The sequence below is a fragment of the Caballeronia udeis genome (assembly GCF_001544555.2).
Lineage (GTDB): Bacteria > Pseudomonadota > Gammaproteobacteria > Burkholderiales > Burkholderiaceae > Caballeronia > Caballeronia udeis.
Map to the genome: position 1 here is coordinate 104872 of NZ_FCOK02000013.1, position 17327 is coordinate 122198.

The following is a 17327-nucleotide window of genomic DNA, read 5'->3' on the forward strand; positions in this document are numbered from 1 at the left end:
ACGGGCAGGTCCAGGACGCCGCCTTGAAGGCTGCGTTCATCTATAACTTCGCGCTCTTCACCAACTGGCCTCAATCACCCTCAGGCTCGTCTACCTTCAATGTATGTGTCGTTCACCGCAGCCCAATGTGGGACAGCTTGCAGAAGCTGAATGGGAAGCTGATCGGTGGCAGGCCGTGGACGGTCCGGGATGCGCCCTCCGCTGGCCAAAAGGTGGACTGCGACATCGCCGTGTTAAGCGACGCATCGCAGTCCTTCGTGCCTGCATCGTCGAGCGCGACATTGGTCGTGCGCGACGGCGGGATCTCTGGAACGGACGGTGCGGCGATCACTCTAGTCACTGAAGACGATCACATCCATTTTGATATCGACACGGTGGTGGCGCAACGAAATGGATTGCGATTTAGTTCGAAGCTCCTGGCGCTTGCGAGGAACGTCCTATGACAACGAAACACGCGAGCGACACAAAACCGTTGGCCGACACATTCGGTCTGGGACAACTTGTCGCCGCCGCTACCGCCCTTTTCGTGGCCGGATGCATTTTAGCGGCATTCCAATTTATATCGCTTCGGCAGTCGCTTACCGACGATGTCGAGGTGCAAGCAGCGCTCGTTGCGGACAATCTCGCGGCTGCCATGATGTTTCGGGACAAGCAAACGGCGACGGAGTCTTTGCGTACGTTCAGGCCACCTCCCTATCTTCTCTCAATTTCGGCCTATGACCGGGATGGAAACCTGTTCGCGGGATTCGCTAAACTTGGGATTGTTCCCGACAAGAAGGAGGTGCTGCGACTTCTTGTGTCGGGCGGCGACAGCACCTTGCTGCAGATATCCGTCGTAAAGCGGGTCGAATACAGACAGACGGAACTTGGCTATGTGGTTGTGGTTGCGAGTACTGCCCGCGTGCAGTCGGGTTTGCTCCGATACGTAGGTTTATTTGCGGTGGCCGCGTTCGGAGCATTGTTTGTGGCCGTACTCGTCGTTCTCAAGACGAAAGCACGCATGGCGAAAGCTGAGGAGCGACTGGACTACCTCGCGTACACAGACCCTGTCACGGAGCTCGCTAACCGTCGGGCAACTTACGACACTTTGGCCACGCAGATAAACATGCAGGGCAAGGATGGAAGACAAGTTGCGCTCCTGATTGTTGATTTGGATAATTTCAAAGCGGTGAACGACACCGCCGGGCATAGTGCCGGGGATGCGCTGCTCCGAATGGTGGGAGAGGTATTGCGGGACGCTGTTCGAGAATCAGATGTCGTCGGACGGATTGGCGGAGATGAATTCGCGGTCATCGCATCCCCGGTGCGCAATCGCATGGAAGCGGCCAACATCGCAGGGAGAATGGCCGACGCACTTGGTCGACCGTTCGACTTGGACGGGCAAAAGGTCTTCGCAACAGCAAGCATCGGCGTGAGCATCTTCCCAGACGATGCACAAACACTTTCTGAATTGATCAGTAATGCAGACGTCGCGCTTTATCATGCCAAGGCCGCGGGCAAGAACCGGTTCGCTGAATTCAAGCGCGAAATGACGTTGGAAACGCAGCGACGAGTACGCATCGAGCGTGATCTGCGCAAGGCGATGGAGGGCGGTGAGCTCGAAGTGCACTATCAGCCTCAGTTCGACTGTGCTTCGCAACTGATTGTCGGCGTGGAGGCTCTACTCAGATGGCCGCATCCCGAAGACGGATTTATTTCGCCCAACGACTTCATTCCGATCGCGGAAGAGTGCGGTCTGATAAACGAAATCGGGCGTTGGGTGCTCCTGCGTGCATGCTCCGACGCAACCGGATGGCGCAGCGCGAGCGGAGCGCCCCTAAGCGTGGCAGTCAACGTTTCGGCACGCCAACTCAGGGAGAAGGATTTTATTGACCAGGTCCGCACGGCGCTGCATGAGAGCGGCCTGCCGTCGGCGCAACTGGAACTCGAACTGACCGAGAGTCTGTTAATGGACGACGTCGATGCGGCGCTAGACTTCATGCAAGCGGTGAGAGCGATGGGCGTCCGACTGTCAATCGATGACTTCGGCACTGGCTACTCTTCACTCGCGTACCTGCAGTCGTTTCCTATCAATTGTCTAAAAATCGACCGCAGCTTCGTCCACCTCTTGCCGGAGGCCGGCTATACCATCGCGAGCGCGGTCATTGCGCTCGCGCGCGGCTTTAATCTCTCGGTAGTTGCTGAAGGCGTGGAGACTCGCGCTCAACTGACATGGCTGCAAGAAGCGGGATGCGATATCGTCCAAGGCTTTCTTCTGGGACGGCCGATGAATGCGGCCGCGTTGCGAGCGCTCCTACAGCTCGAAGGTGTCGAATTGGAGCTTGCGGCGGTAGCTGCTAGCGTAGCGCCGCCAATACCATGCTTATCATCTGAACCCGAATCAAAAGGGGGGGCCGGCGAGGTGGTGTGAACCCGGGGCGGTCGAGCAAATGGGCGGCACCGTCATTCCATCGGCAGATTACTGGCCGTGCAGACGGGTGAAATTATTCGCCCCCGGGGCCGCCGGGAATGATACCTGCTGCGCGCACTTGGTCACTCGCGGTGATCGCGAATGCAAGCATGAAATGCGGGTCGTCGTGTCCACTCTGCCATCCATAAAACACCCAAAGGAGACTGCCATGAGTGATCGTCCCTCCAATCCGCCCGATCCCATCCGTCGTCAGATTCTCGCTGCGCTGGCTAGCTCCGTCGCGTTATCCGCGTGCGGCGGCGGGAGCGGCAGCACGGGGCCGGCAAACCCCGTTATCGGCCAGATTCCTCCCGACCGAGCCAACCTTCCGCGTCCTGTACTGCCCGACCCGACCACGTCCGGTATCGATCACATCGTCCTCGTGACGATGGAAAATCGCTCGTTCGACCACATGCTCGGGTGGGTGCCCAATGCCGAAGGACTGCCTGCGGGGCGGCAGTTCGTCGATGCCTTCGGTCAGACACAGACGCCCTTCGCGCTTGCCGCCAACGCAGCTTTTGGTTTTCAGGCCTGTGGCTACGCAGATCCGGACCACGCCTATGATGCTGGTCGCGTGCACCTCGCCAATGGCGCAATGAACGGTTTCCTGCTCACTCCGAACACGAGCCTGACGCGCGGCGATATCCTGCCGGTCGGCTATTTTCAGCAAGCGGACATGGACTTCTATCGCGGCGCGGTCGGCCAGTACACCGTGTGCGATTACTACATGAGCGGCATCCTCGGTCCCACCTTCCCCAATCGCGTGTATCTCCACAGCGGCGAGACCGACCGGCTGGGCGACACGGACGATACGTCGACACTTCCGACCATCTGGGACCGGCTCGATGCGAAAAACGTCTCGTCTGCGTATTACTTCCACGACGTGCCGTTCACCGCGCTTTACGGAACGCGTTATGTCGGCCGCTCGAAGCTGATGGCCGAGTTTCTTGCCAATGCCTCAGCGGGCACGTTGCCCTCGTTCTGCATGGTCGACCCGAGTTTCGCCGGCGAGGTGAACGGCACGTCCAACGACGATCATCCTCACGCCGATATCCGCAACGGCCAGGTGCTGCTCGACCAGATCTACGACGCGTTGCGCACGGGCCCGGCCTGGAGCCGTACGCTCATGATCATTGTCTACGACGAATGGGGTGGCTTCATGGAGCATGTGGCGCCGCCGGTGAAGCCGGTGTCGGCGGCGGAGCAGGCGCTCGGCAACGACGGACGGCTCGGTTTTCGCGTGCCGTGCATGTTGCTCGGTCCGCGTGTGCGCGCGAATGCGGTATCGCGGTATCCGTTCGATCCTAGTTCTATTCATCAACTGCTCGCGTGGCGCTTCGGCCTCGATCCGCTAGGTGTGCGCGCAAGCGATGCGAGCACGTTCAACGTGGCTTACGCACTCGATCTCGCGGACCCTGCGCGCACCGATGCCCCTGCTATCGCCGTAACGCAAGGCACCTTCGGCACCGCGTGCTCGCTGGCGGGAGCGTTGGGGGTGCCGGGCCTCGGGTCCATTGACAATGGACAGGTGAACGGCGCGCCGTCGGCCAAGTCGATGGTGACCACCGACGAGGGAGGTCGGTTCGCCGATCTGCGTACGAAGGCGACAGCGCTCGGTTTCCCGGCCTCGCCGTAGGAGGGGAACGAGCAGCCGTGTTCCACCGCCGCATCAACGCCTCTGTCCTTCGGGGCGGAGGCGATGGTAACCGGGCGAAAACCGCCTGGCGTCCTGCTCAAGCCAGTGAGCGCTCGATCTTGATCTGAGGATGCTTGAGTCCGGCATAAAGCGCCGGTTGCTGTACCTTCAGAAGAGACGCTCGGGGATACCGTATCGAATCAACGTCTAGCTTCTTGAGGCGCAATATCGCTGCGCCGGATGTCTTGCATCGTACGCGAATGTTTTCTGGACGCCCTCCCGAGCGCGGTCGATGAAGCCAGGACACCGCAAGGCGTTTACGCGTCGGTACATGGATCGCCGGCGAGAGTGATTTCGCTGTATCCACGGTGCTTCTGGCTGTTTTCCAATGTGGATCGCCGGGTGGCTGGTACCCGGAAGCATCTCGGGTCGTTTCCGTCGGTTGACACCGTCACCGCTTGCAGTTGACTCTTTCAATGCGCTACTCTCAACCCAGTGTCCGGGCATCGGGGCTCGACGATTCCTGCGATCTCGCAGGCGGATCGCAATCGGCTCATCACTCGCCGCCGGTCCGCCGTCCGCTGCGCCAGCGCATGACCGCGGACATGCGGCCAGCGGAGAGTAGTATCGTGTTTGCAGGGTCCCCTGCGGGGCATTTGGCTACGTCTTCAGTGGCGCACAATCGACGGGATCCGTGGGGAACAGCATGAGGGGCTTGCTTCTGGCGTGGGCATGCGCGTGTGTGCCGTCGGTTGCTGCGGCGCAGGGGTTGTTGCCTGCCCCCGTGCCTGAGGTCCCGGTTGCCGTGAGGAACTATCTGGACCAGGCGAAGCGCGTCGTCGACGCTGCGGCGCAACCGGCTGCACCTTGGAACGGACCACGTGACGGGCCGCGCGCGCAACGTGCGAAACGCATCGCCGTCGTCGCCGAGGATCTGCGCAACGGCGGAGTCCTCGGTGTGGTCGACGGTGTGCTGGAGGCCGCCAGAGTCGTCGGCTGGAGCACAAAGATATTCGACACCGCGGGCACGCCGGAACTGCGGCTGAAGATGCTGGCGAATGCACTGGAGAGCCGTCCGGACGGTCTGGTTATCGTCGGTGGCGACGCGCGTGCCGTGCTGCCTGGGCTGCGACCCTTTTCCGAGCGAAGCATTCCGATTGTCGGCTGGCACGTCGCGGCCCAGGCTGGTGCGGTGCCTGGTACGCCTGTGGCAATGAACGTCTCGACGGATCCACTTGAGGTCGCACGCGTGACCGCGCTGGCGGCCATCGCGGAGTCCGGCGGACGTGCAAGGGTCATCATCTTCACCGACAGCGGTTACCGGCTTCCACAAGAGAAGGCGGACGCAATGGCCGCCGTCGTGCGTGCGTGTAGCGGCTGCACCTTGCTCGAAATGCGCGACGTACCCATCTCGCGCAGCCAGGAACTGATGCCCGGCATAACGCGCAGCTTGCTCGCGCGTTACGGCAGACGCTGGACGCATGCGTTGGCAATCAACGACATCTACTTTGACTACGCCGCCCCTGTGCTGACCCAGGCTGGATTGCCGAACACCGCCATGGCGATGCTGTCGGCCGGCGACGGGAGCGAGTCCGCCTTCCTGCGCATCCGGGAGCGCACATTCCAGACGGGTACAGTGGCTGAGCCCCTGAATTTGCACGGCTGGCAGCTGGTTGATGAGATGAACAGACTCCTCGCGGGGGAAAGCGTCACGGGTTACGTGTTTCCGGTGCATCTCGTGACGGCGGACAACATCGCCGCGGACGGCGGCGATCGTCTGCTCTACGACCCCGCCAACGGCTATCGCGACATCTATCGCCGCATTTGGGAACGCCCTTGAAACTCACTTTTCCGCACTCGCTTACAGCCCAGTGCGCGCTCGTGGTCTCCTGCCTCGCCGCGTTGGTAGTCGCGGTCGGTGCCACTAGCCTTTACTCATTGGACCGTTCGGCGCACGCGCTTCGCCTGTTGGCCGACGATCGGCTGGCGCGCCTGGAGGATGCACAGGATCTGGCGCAGCACACCCTGATGATCGAGCGTCTCGCGTTGCAGTTGTCCAGTGACGATACGGTCGACGCCGTGCGCGAGACGCATCGGCACGTCCTCGAACAGTTGGCGTCCTTCGATCGTTTGGTGGGGCGTCTCGCCTCGGCGACTGCGCGCGACGACCCCGGCCGCGACACGCTGGCGCTGCATCGATCGAGCCAGCGCTTTCGCAACACGGTCAACATCGAGGCGCAGGTGCGCGAGACCGCGCTGCGCGAGCGTGCCGTCACCTCGTCCACGCCCCGGCCCGGGGCGTCACTCGCCAGCCTCGACGATGATTTGCTCAGCCAGGCCGGCGCCCTGGCCGTCGCGGCACGCCAACAGTCGGGCTACTTGACGCGCGACTATCGCCAAGCGGTTCAAGATCTGGCCGAAAGCTCGGACCGCACGCGCGCATGGGTGGGCGCAGAAGTCGCGCTGAGCCTGCTGCTCACCTGGCTGATAACGCGCGTATTTCTCGGTCATCATGTCGTGGCACGGCTGCGCCGGGTGAGCCACACTCTGCGGCACGGTGACGTGGAGAGCGCGCAGACCGGCCTCCCGGTGCAGGGGGACGACGAGATTGCCGACATGGCGCGCGCAGTCGAGCAGTTCCTTGAAGACCGGCGCCAGCGCGGGAAAGCCGAGGACGAGCTAAAGCAACTCAACGCAGAACTGGAGTCCCGCGTCGCGCAGCGGACGGCCGAACTCAGCAGGGCGCTTGCCGGCCGGACGGCGGAGATCGTCGAACGCAAGCGCGCCGAAGATGCCGCGCGGGCAAGCGAGTGCTTCCTGAGCAGCATCATCGAAAACATCCCGGATACGATCTTTGTCAAGGAGGCGGCGACCCTGCACTTCGTGCGCTTTAACAAGGCGGCAGAACAACTGCTCGGCTACAGGCGCGAGGAACTCATCGGCAGATCCGTCCATGACCTGTTTCCCGCGCATGAAGCTGATTTCTTCGCGCAGGAAGATCGTAGCGTGCTGGATTCGCGGGAAATGGTCGACGTGCCGGAGGAGCAGGTCCATACGCGCCACGGCGTGCGCTTCGTGCACACGATGAAGATCCCGATCCCGGATGCGCGTGGCGAGCCGCAGTTCCTGCTCGGCATCTCGCGCGACATTACCGAGCACAAGCGTGCCAACGAGGAACTGCGGCGCTATCGCGAGCGACTCGAAGAGATGGTCCTCGAACGAACAGCTGAATTGGCCGTCGCAAAGGAACACGCCGATGCGGCCAACCAGGCCAAGAGCGACTTTCTCGCGCACATGAGCCACGAGCTGCGCACGCCGTTGAACGGGATTCTGGGTTACGCGCAGATCCTTGGCCGCGATAAGAGCCTCGACCAACGGCAGATCGACGGGATCCGGGTGATCCAGCGCAGCGGCGAACACCTGCTTACGCTCATCAACGACATCCTGGATATGGCTAAAATCGAGGCCGGGAAGGTGGAGATCAACCTCTCCGACATTGCACTCGACCGGTTCATCCATTTCATCACCGAGACGATCCGGGTGAAGGCTACGGAAAAGGGGCTTGCCTTCGCCTGCGAGATGGCCCCCGATCTGCCCGCGGGCGTGCGCGTCGACGAAAAACGGCTGCGCCAGGTACTACTCAATCTGCTCTCCAATGCAATTACATTTACCGAAGAAGGGAGCGTGCGTCTGCGCGTCAGTTTCCTGCCGCCAGCGCGACTGCTTTTCGAGGTAGAGGACACAGGCATCGGTATAGACGAGGCGCATCTGAAGGCAATCTTCCGGCCTTTCGAACAGGTGAGCGACGCTCGCCACCGGTTGGGAGGCACGGGGCTGGGCCTCGCCATCAGCCAACAGCTCTCGTGTCTGATGGGCGGCGAGATCCATGTCACGAGCCGCCGCGGCGCTGGCAGCACCTTCTCATTCGAGCTGAGCGCGCCGGTGGTGTTGCCTCATGTGGCGATCGCTCCACCAGAGCGGACGATAGGTGGCTATAAGGGCGCGCGCGAGACCGTCCTGGTCGTGGATGACATGGCGGAAAACCGCGCCGTCGCGGTCGATATGCTCAGTCAGCTCGGATTTGACATGGCGGAGGCTGTGAGCGGACTGGACGCTCTCGAGAAAGTCAAATCCCTGCGGCCGGCGCTTGTCCTGATGGACATTGTGATGCCTGGCATGGACGGGCTCGAGACCATACGCCGCCTGCGCCAGATGCCAGAGTTCCGGGATTTGCCCGTCGTCGCAGTCTCCGCCGGCGCCTCCGGGGCCGATGCGGCGCAAAGCCTGGCGGCCGGTGCGAATGCCTTTCTGCCTAAACCGATCGACTTCAATGGGCTGTTATCAAAGGTCGCAGCCCTCCTGAATATCGAATGGTGCGACGAGATTCGCCAGGCGGAAGTCGCCGGACCAAGTGAAGCGGCAGCACCCGTTGCCGATCCTTCCATCGAGGCCTTGATCGCTCCGCCGCCGGAGGAAATCGAAGCGCTGCATTATCTGGCGCGACTCGGCGACATGAAAGCGATCGCGAAGCGCGTCACCCGGCTGCCCGAACTCGACGAGCGCTACCGTCCTTTCGCCGATCATCTTTCCCGGCTCGCAAAGGATTACCGGTCCAAAGCAATCCTCAGCTTTGTCGAGCTATATCTGAAAGGGAGGTAAGTCCCGTGAGATATGTTGCTCACTTTCCTTGACCAGATCAAAGATAGTCTCCGGCAGGATTTGAGCAAGCGGTCGTCTGAAAATTCATTCTTCGAAGAACCCTGGTGTTCCCTCCTCATGGGCGATCAGGCCATGATGTATGTTGGCCCAGATTTCTGCCCCTTCAGTGTGCCATCCACGACCGCCATTGCGTCTTTGCCCATCTTGGCGGTGCCGCACTGATCGATCAATGCCCGCAATTCGTCGTCGATGATTGGCTTGGCCACAGAGACGATACGGGTGCTGCCGCAGATGTAACCGGCAGCGCTCGAGGTGCCCAGATTCGGCACCTCGTGGCGCCGCACGTGGAAACTGGCGGTTACTTCGTCGCGAAGACTGAAATGCCACCATTCGGGAAGGCGGGGCTTCCAGCCTGGAACGGCACATTGACCCGGTGCGTCGTGCTGTCGATCGCGACCGAATGGGAGCCCTTGCCGGCCGCAACCGTGTAGAGCAGTGTCCGGGAAGCACCGTCAATCACGCCCATTTGCGCCGAGAAACCCGAATCCGCCGCAATCCCGCCGGGGACCCAATTTCGCGCGGGCAGGAAGTAGCGGTTCGATGCCGGATCGTAAGCAATCTGGTCGACGCCGCCAAACGGGATCGTTGCCTGCAGTGCACCGCTGGTACGGTCGAAGATCAGCGTAATCAACGGGTCGCCAGCCGGCGGGCTGCAGCCGACCATGACGTCGTTGTTCGGCCCGAGCACGAGCCCCGTCGGTGAGCACTTGCCAAGCGGGAACCTCTCGCTGACCACTGGCGTGCCGGCTACCACCGAACTTGCGGCGATAGTATCGAGCTCGCCGAGCGGGTTTGATGCAGTACCGTCGTTATTGATCATGAAGTTTTTTGACTTCGCGTCATAAGCGCAGGCCTCAAGGCCCAACGAGCCGGGGAAAGTCAGCGTGGAGACCGGCTTCTGGGTCTGCGTACTGATAAAGGTCGCAAACGGCGGCGAATCGCCGGGGCTTGCCATTAACACGAGATGGTCATCCGGGTCATAACAGCCTTCGTCGACCCGGTTACCCGCCCGGCTGATCGGGATGGTCTTGATGACTTGTTGTGCGTCGGTGTCGACTACCTTGACCGAGTTCACATCACCGACATAGATCGTGTGCGTGCCGGTGATACCGACGATCCCATCAGGACCCGATTTCGTTGAATTCTTGCCGATCCCGGCATACGCGCCCGGGATCTGTGCGATCAGCTTGTTCGTCGAGGTATCGACCACATCGATCGCCTTATTGTTGCGATCGGTCAGGTAGAGCTTGCCGTCCTCAACATAAGCAATGTCGAAATTGAATGCGGGGTTCGTCACGTTCGGCACGGCGATATTGGTAATAAGATGCGACGGATTGTTGAGACTGACGTTTCCGTCTGCGCACGCCTGAAGACCAGATGCAGCGAGTAGCATCGCTATCATGAATCGTTTTTGCACGAGTTTCTTTCCTTTCATTTGGGAGGGGCGCATGGCTTTTGAAGCCAGCGTGAACTGTGTAATGAGGACGGCGTTTCCTTAAAGATTTTCTTGGTCGGTGTGAAAAAGCGTCTACGAGAAGCCTTTCTAAAAGCAGTGAAGAGCAGCAGTGTTCTCTGCTTGCCCGTGTAGCCGCGTACCGTACGTTGCAAGCGCCGCGCTGCTTCCACCCGCGCTTGTCAGCACTCCGGGAATATTAAAAAAACGGCAGCAGCAGGGTTGTCGTAAAAATTTGTTTGTATTCCGAATTTATTATCAATTGTGCATACCTGTGAAAAAGCGCATGAGTCCGGTTTCACGCTGACAAGACCCGTGAAGCCGGGTCTCACTACGCCTTATCGCCCGTGTTCCGGTCAACGTCGAAGCGCTTCGACAATTCAGTTTTGTTCTTCGCGCATTGTGTGGGGACTAAGTGATGAAATCGTGACTGTTGAAGTTTTATTCTTGTACCAATGCATACATCTCTGGAGGTCTAGACAACTAGCCTGGATTTCCATCGTTAATCGTGTAGCCAGTTTGTCACTTGCGGCGAGAAGCGCAGGATAGAGCCAAGACGAGACAAACCGCTCTTGACCTAACGTAGACCGGGATGAAGTCCAGCGGCGCTTGCCCGATGAGCTCAGTGCAATCCTCGCGACACTTGCGCCTTGTCACGACGAACTCCGGGGTAGGGGAATCGACCTGCAATCGGTACCGGCCGGTATGACGCCAGATTCCGTGTGCATCTGGGCACGTCGCGGCGATCAGGCGATCCTGATGACTGAAGCAGAGCGAGGGGGAGGGGTGACACAGTGTCTCTGACACAACTGCGCCTGGGCTGATGCCCGAAGGTTAATCTATCCTCGCGAGCGGCGCACTTGGCTGCAGACATCCTGTTCCATAAGCGAACCCCCAAACACGGAAGTTCGAGTTCGCGCGTAACTCGCTGTCGCGTCCTGCCAAACATAGGGCGAATGCGAAAAAAGCTTCGTCGCAAAGGATTTCGTCCCGGAGCGAGCGGCCATTGGACTTGCATTCGCATGGCCGCTTCTCGCGAGTTTATTGCAGGTAAATCGAGCACGGATTCTCTTATTGCGACCAACTCACATTGCACGTTGCTTCGTCACGCTACCCGAACTCCCCTGAGATACGTCGCTCGCGGCACAGGCAACGAGCCGGTAACAGCCACGCGCACTATGTCGCCACGCAAGCCGAGCTTAATTGCCCCTCGATCGATGAGGCCAGCGGCTTGCGCCGGCGTTGACGACACAGTTGCAATGGCGCGCGGTAGTGACCAACCGGCATGCCGCGTCAGATCGAACGCGGCCATCAGCAGGCTCGAGGGTACGTAGTCGGAAGACAAGATATCGAGCAGGTCTTCGTTTGCGAGATCGACTGCCGACACATTGCCGGAGTGCGAGCCGCCTCGCACCACGTTCGGCGCACCCATCACGGTTATCAGGCCCCGCTCCCGGGCGACCTTTGCGGCGGCCATTGTGGTCGGAAATTCCGAGATCGCAATGCCGTCCGACGCTGCGTCTTCGACATGCTCGATCAGCGTGTCATCGTGGCTCGCCACCGGCACGCCCAGTGCCTTGCAGCGATCAATGATCGCCCTGCGGTGGGTGTGCGCATAGCGTTCTTGCTGTTCGGCGAGTTCGATCAGCACGGCCGCCATCTTCGCGTCGCTCCACTTGCCGTTGCGCTCTTGATACTGTCGCCACTTCACCGGGTCGTGCCATTGCCGCTGACCTGGGGTGTGGTCCATCACCGACGCAAGCTGCAGCAGTCGATGACTGCTCAGTTCCTCGAAGAGATCGACCACGTCCGGTGTCGCGACTTCACAGCGCAGGTGCAGGTAGTGGTCCACGCGCAGCAACCCGAGTGCGGACAGGCGGTCGAGTGCGGACGCGGCATTGCGCTGGATCTCGCTGCCTCGGAGTCCGGCGTCCGTCCGGGAGCCGATGGCGAGCGAGTCGAACACCGTTGTGATACCGGCCGAGGCCACCTGCGCATCGTGAACGACAAACGCCGCGTCCATATTCCACAGCACGCCCGGGCGGGGCGCGAGATGCTTTTCCAGATTGTCTGTATGCAATTCGACAAGACCTGGCAGCAGGTAATCTCGGTGCCAGTCCTCGGCTTCAGGGGCGCTTGTCGTGCCCGGTGCGATCTCGCTAAACACACCGTCTTCAATCCGGATCACGCCGACGAACTCTTCTTCACCGCATACGATCCGCGCGTTCTTGATCAGCATCTTGCTGCTCCGTGGTTTATTCGATACTGCGTTGTATGGCGTAGTGGAAAAAGTCGGCATTGTGTTGAACGTTCCTGACCGGACTGGGACTTCACGCGGCAACCGGCATCGCGACCGGCGTCAATTCGAGCACGCGCGTTGCGACTTTCAAGCGGGTTTCCCCGTCATGGAAGATACCGACGATCGCTGCGCCGCGCTCACGCGCCGCGACGATCAAGCCGGCGACGACGTCGCGATTCGCAGTATCGAGAGAAGCCGTCGGCTCGTCGAGCAGCAGCACCGGGCGTCGAGCGCTGCCTCTAGCCCCGCGCGCGAGCAACGCCAGCCAGTCGCGTCGCTCTGCTGAAGCCACCATTTGCGGGTAATTCATCTGCGGCATCCTTCAATGTGGTTACGCTTTATCAGGCTGGCTTGTGCCGGATATATCTCTAGTCGTCTAGACGACTAGTTCTAATGCTAACATTCAATTCGTGGCTTGGCATCGACCTCGGATCGAAACAATACGGCGTGGATCACGAAGGCCTAATACAATGTGCGTCGCGATATTGAAGCGGATCTGAATGACGACATGATGAAACTAATTGATGACGGAGCGGGCGGCACACCGTCTTTGGCGGTCGAACGCGGCGCGGGGGTCGCAGTGTGGCGGCAGATAGAGTTGGCGCTAACCACCGAAATTGCCGCTAACAATTTCGGCGACGACGGCCGGTTGCCCAGCGAGGGCGAACTGGCCAAACGCTTCGGCGTGAACCGGCACACGGTGCGGCGCGCCATTCTCGGGCTCGCCGTGCAGGGACTGGTCAGCATCGAGCACGGGCGGGGGACCTTTGTCCAGCCGGGTGCGATCGACTATAAGATTGGCCGCCGCACGCGCTTTACCGAGAACTTCCGTCAGTATGGTCAATCTACTAGCGGCAAGGTCCTGTCGAGCGCATGTGTCAAGGCTGAGCCGGTGGTCGCGAAAGCGTTGGGCCTGCGAACGGGAACGCTGGTCTACCGGATCGAATCGGTGCATGAAGCGGATGGTGTGCCGCTGAAATATGCCCGAAGCTGGTATCCGGCCGCTCGCTTCAACGGCTTGCCGGACATGCTGACACGCATGCAGGGCAGACTCTCGGTGGCGCTCGCCGAGTTTGGCGTCGAGGACTATTCGCGCAGTTGGAGCCGGATCGGCAGCATATTGCCAGATTCAGAGACCGCCCAGCGGCTCAACATCAATAGGCAGCAGCCGGTGCTGTGGGTCGAAAACGTCGACGTGGATGTGGACAATACCCCAATCAAATACGGGGTCACGCATTTTGCCGCCGACAGGATGCAGTTGTACGTGGAGCGGGATTGATAAGCGAGACGGAAAGGGCGGCATAGGATCGTACCCGGCGGCACAAACTGGGGAGCAAAGAGGATTGTGGCGGGTGCTAACTAACGGCAACCCCGCGCTCGAATAGCAAGTCTTTGATGTCGCGCAGCTCAACCGAAACTGGAAATACCCGCGCACTGCACAACTGACCGCCACTGAAAACCGGTGACCGGGGTCGAGCGATGCGCGACCTCGGTCACGTGGCACAGCCGGCAACTGCCACCGAGAAGATTGAGTCATCTAGACATCAAGATGTTCACTGCGCTGTCACATGAGATTTCTAGAATGGGTTCGATTCCATGGCGGCCGCACGCACCGGTGGTCTGCCCGGACCTCGGCATGGAATAGGTAATTCACATTAAACGATTCAGCAAGTTCTCTTTTCTGTTACGTCATGGAACTTGACGTGGACAGGACTATTTTCCAGAAACAATCGCGAATTGCGGAAACAAATCTGACATGGAATTTCGACAACTCGGCCGCAGCGGCATCAAGGTCTCGGCACTGACTCTGGGCACAATGATGTTCGGCGGCCCGACCGACGAAACAAGCGCTGCACGCATCATCGGCAAGGCCCATGAGCAAGGAGTCAATTCGATCGACACGGCCGACGCATACGTTGGCGGGGAGTCGGAGCGCACCGTCGGGCGATGCATAGTCAAGCAGCGCGATCGCTGGGTGCTGGCGACCAAGTTTGCCAGTCCCTTGGGTGACGGCGACGTGAATGCAGGCGGCGCGTCGCGCAAACACGTGGTGCGAGCCGTCGAGGCCAGCCTGAAACGCCTGAATACCGACTATATCGATCTGCTTTACATCCACGCCGAAGATCACGACACTCCGGTCGACGAAACGGTGCGTGCGTTAAATGACCTGATCCAGGCGGGCAAACTGCGCTACTACGGCCTGTCGAACCATCGCGGCTGGAAGATCGCCGAATTCACTCACACGGCACAGGCACTCGGGCTGGATGCTCCAGTGGCTAGCCAACCGCTCTACAACATCGTGAATCGACAGGCTGAGGCCGAGCAACTCAGCGCCGCGCACCGTTACGGGCTTGGCGTGATTTCGTACAGTCCGCTCGCGCGCGGCGTGCTGACCGGCAAGTACGAACCGGGTGCAACGCCGCCGTCCGATACACGTGCTGGCCGCGGCGACCGTCGCCTGCGGCAGGCCGAATGGCGAACTGAGTCGCTGGAACTGGCACGACGGGTTCGCGATCATGCTGAAGCGCGGGGCATTACCGCGGGGCAATTCGCGCTCGCGTGGGTGCTGAACAGCCGCTATATCAGTTCGACCATAGCTGGACCTCGCACCGAAGCACAATGGGACGACTATCTGCCGGCCTTGCACTATTGCCTAAGCGCCGAAGACGAGGCCTTCGTCGACTCGCTCGTTTCTACCGGCCATTCTTCGACGCCGGGCTTCAACGATCCCAAGCACCCCTTCTTTGGCCGAATTCCACGCCACGGTTCGTGACAGGACTGACGAATTCAAACAACGCTCAGTAATAGAAACTACGCAATAACAATAAGGCGGGTGGCTGTCACTGTCGGTTCACAGCCAGCCCATACACTGTCCGAATCGATGTACACCATCACGCGAGAAAAATATGAAGGTATCCAAAATTATTGCGTTCGCGGCTGCCGTTGCCACGCTGATCACAGGAGTAGCTCATGCCGCCGGCGCCTGTCCGAACGACGGCGTGGTGCGCTTCGGCGTCGAGCCTTTTGAGTCAGCGCAGCGGTTGATGCCAGTGTATTCAGATCTCGCCAAGATGATCGGCGAAAAGCTTGGTTGCAAGGTTCAGCTCTACGTCGCGACCAGCTATAACGCCGAGATTGAGGCCATGCGCAACGACAAGCTCGAGTTCGGCCAATTCGGGCCGCTCGGGTATGTGCTAGCTCACCAGGTGGCCCATGCAGAAGCGGTCGCGACATTCGCGGGAGAAAACGGCCAGCCTGCCTCGTATTACGCGTCCATCGTCACCTGGCCCGGTTCAGGTATCAAGACGCTGGCGGACATTAAGGGCCGTTCGTTCGCTTACGCCGACCCGGCTTCCACCTCCGGCCACCTCTTTCCCGCTTTCGGTTTGCGCAAGGCCGGCATCGATCCGGACAAGGGTGTGAAGTCGGTCTACGCAGGAAGTCATACTGCTTCGTTCGAGGCTCTGCGCAACCATAAGGTAGACGCGGGTGAGCTGAACAGCGCGGAAATTGCCAGTGCCAAGCTTCACAACGAATATGACCCGGCTGCTTACGTGACGCTGTGGGAGTCGGACCCGATTCCATTGGATCCACTGGCCATACGCGGCGACTTACCCGCCGATTTCAAGGCGCGCCTTGCCGGTATCCTGAGTTCACTCGATCTGCATCAGTTGCCAGAAGAGGACCAGAAATTTCTGGCGTCGACTGAAAGCAAGACGCTGGTTACAGTGCCGCAATCGGATGCCGCATACAACCAGATCCGCGATCTGGTTTCTACCCTCAACATCGACCTGGCGAAGCTGTGAACCTGCCTCTTCGACAATCCCGTACGATTACTCTGGATAACACGGGCATGCCCGTGCCGGAAGCAGCGCGTGCCGTTGACGCCGCGCCGGGAGTGAGGCTCGCCGTACGCGATCTGACGATGCGCTACGGGAACGGTCATACGGCGCTCAGTAACCTGAGCCTGTCGGTCCATGCCGGTGAGATGGTCGTGGTCCTGGGCAGCAACGGTAGCGGAAAATCGACCTTGATGAAGTGCGTGGTCGGCCTCAACCGTCCCACGGGCGGTTCCGTGGAAGTCGGCGGGCGCGATCTCGCCAGGCTCTCGGGCAACGCGCTGCGCTGGGCGCGTCTGCCGCTCGCGTTGATTTCCCAGCATGCCAACCTCGTGAAACGTCGCAGCGTGCTTGCAAATGTTTGCTGCGGGACCTTGGGCCGGCACAGGACGCTTGCAACGGCGTTCGGGCGTATGCCTCGGAAGGAAGTCGAACCATCGCTTGCCTGTCTGGAGGAAGTCGGCCTGTTGCATCTCGCGGGCCAACGCGCCGGCACCTTGTCCGGCGGACAGGCGCAGCGTGTGGCGGTTGCTCGCGCGCTGGCGCAACGCCCGCACGTGCTACTCGCCGACGAGCCCGTCGCAAGCCTCGACCCCGAAGCCGCCGACGATGTCATGCGACTCTTGCGGCGTCTCGCCACGGACGACGGCCTGGCGGTGGTATGCGTGCTGCATCAGCCCGAACTGGCGTCGCGCTATGCCGACCGGTTGGTCGGCCTGCGTCACGGCCGGATGGAATTCGACAGACCGGCTTCGGCAGTATCGAGTCAACAGATTGCCAGTCTGTACATGGCTGAAGGGTCGTGAGCCGGATTGCTTCAGCAAGCTCGCCGGCCGGGGTTTCGGCGGCTCGCACCGTCTGGTCGATGATTAGGAAACCAATGGTTCTTCGGCCTTGGCGGCGGTCCAATGCATCGAGGTGATTCGTGATCT

Annotated in this window: 12 protein-coding genes and 1 pseudogene; 9 read left to right on the forward strand and 4 right to left on the reverse strand. The window is 60.4% G+C overall.

All coding sequences use genetic code 11. The features are described 5' to 3' along the window. Positions 1 to 23 precede the first annotated feature (23 nt). The 5 genes from AWB69_RS12375 to AWB69_RS12395 all read left to right on the forward strand — a co-directional run bounded on the left by AWB69_RS12375 (position 24) and on the right by AWB69_RS12395 (position 8744). A complete protein-coding gene (locus AWB69_RS12375; RefSeq protein ID WP_197500218.1) occupies positions 24 to 443 on the forward strand; it encodes a YfiR family protein in 420 nt (139 codons plus the stop codon). Next, positions 440 to 2410 (forward strand): putative bifunctional diguanylate cyclase/phosphodiesterase, encoded by a 1971-nt coding sequence (locus AWB69_RS12380; protein ID WP_062085185.1) that lies wholly within the window; start codon positions 440 to 442, stop codon positions 2408 to 2410. The genes AWB69_RS12375 and AWB69_RS12380 overlap by 4 nt, the downstream gene beginning before the upstream one ends. Before the next feature lie 208 nt (positions 2411 to 2618). Continuing rightward, complete coding sequence (locus AWB69_RS12385; RefSeq protein ID WP_062085186.1) at positions 2619 to 4085, forward strand: alkaline phosphatase family protein; 1467 nt, start codon at positions 2619 to 2621, stop codon at positions 4083 to 4085. Positions 4086 to 4791: 706 nt separating this feature from the next. Further along, positions 4792 to 5925, forward strand: a complete 1134-nt coding sequence (locus AWB69_RS12390) for a substrate-binding domain-containing protein (protein WP_062085187.1) — start codon at positions 4792 to 4794, stop codon at positions 5923 to 5925. Next, positions 5922 to 8744: an ATP-binding protein gene (locus AWB69_RS12395; protein ID WP_062085188.1), complete on the forward strand. Its 2823-nt coding sequence runs from the start codon at positions 5922 to 5924 to the stop codon at positions 8742 to 8744. The genes AWB69_RS12390 and AWB69_RS12395 overlap by 4 nt, the downstream gene beginning before the upstream one ends. Positions 8745 to 8869: 125 nt before the next feature. On the opposite strand, the gene AWB69_RS12400 is transcribed toward AWB69_RS12395, so the two are convergent. The 4 genes and pseudogenes from AWB69_RS12400 to AWB69_RS12415 form a co-directional block, all read right to left on the reverse strand. Next, complete coding sequence (locus AWB69_RS12400) at positions 8870 to 9073, reverse strand: hypothetical protein (RefSeq protein ID WP_156528823.1); 204 nt, start codon at positions 9071 to 9073, stop codon at positions 8870 to 8872. 29 nt (positions 9074 to 9102) lie between these two features. Next, positions 9103 to 10221 (reverse strand): YncE family protein, encoded by a 1119-nt coding sequence (locus AWB69_RS12405; protein ID WP_062085228.1) that lies wholly within the window; start codon positions 10219 to 10221, stop codon positions 9103 to 9105. 1141 nt (positions 10222 to 11362) lie between these two features. Beyond that, positions 11363 to 12556, reverse strand: coding sequence for an alpha-D-ribose 1-methylphosphonate 5-triphosphate diphosphatase (locus AWB69_RS12410; protein ID WP_075643901.1), 1194 nt, complete (start codon positions 12554 to 12556; stop codon positions 11363 to 11365). Between the two features lie 31 nt (positions 12557 to 12587). After that, positions 12588 to 12800, reverse strand: a pseudogene (locus AWB69_RS12415) (phosphonate C-P lyase system protein PhnL); the annotation flags it as partial. Positions 12801 to 13067: 267 nt separating this feature from the next. Here AWB69_RS12415 and phnF point away from each other — a divergent pair. The 4 genes from phnF (at position 13068) to AWB69_RS12435 (ending at position 17201) form a co-directional block, all read left to right on the forward strand. Further along, complete coding sequence (gene phnF, locus AWB69_RS12420; protein ID WP_062085229.1) at positions 13068 to 13835, forward strand: phosphonate metabolism transcriptional regulator PhnF; 768 nt, start codon at positions 13068 to 13070, stop codon at positions 13833 to 13835. A gap of 477 nt (positions 13836 to 14312) precedes the next feature. After that, positions 14313 to 15329: an aldo/keto reductase gene (locus AWB69_RS12425; protein ID WP_062085192.1), complete on the forward strand. Its 1017-nt coding sequence runs from the start codon at positions 14313 to 14315 to the stop codon at positions 15327 to 15329. Between the two features lie 133 nt (positions 15330 to 15462). Then, positions 15463 to 16362: a phosphate/phosphite/phosphonate ABC transporter substrate-binding protein gene (locus AWB69_RS12430; protein ID WP_062085193.1), complete on the forward strand. Its 900-nt coding sequence runs from the start codon at positions 15463 to 15465 to the stop codon at positions 16360 to 16362. Beyond that, entirely contained in the window at positions 16359 to 17201 is an 843-nt protein-coding gene (locus tag AWB69_RS12435; RefSeq protein ID WP_231937075.1) for a phosphonate ABC transporter ATP-binding protein, read from the forward strand. Before AWB69_RS12430 ends, AWB69_RS12435 begins: the two co-directional genes overlap by 4 nt. Positions 17202 to 17327: the final 126 nt, after the last annotated feature.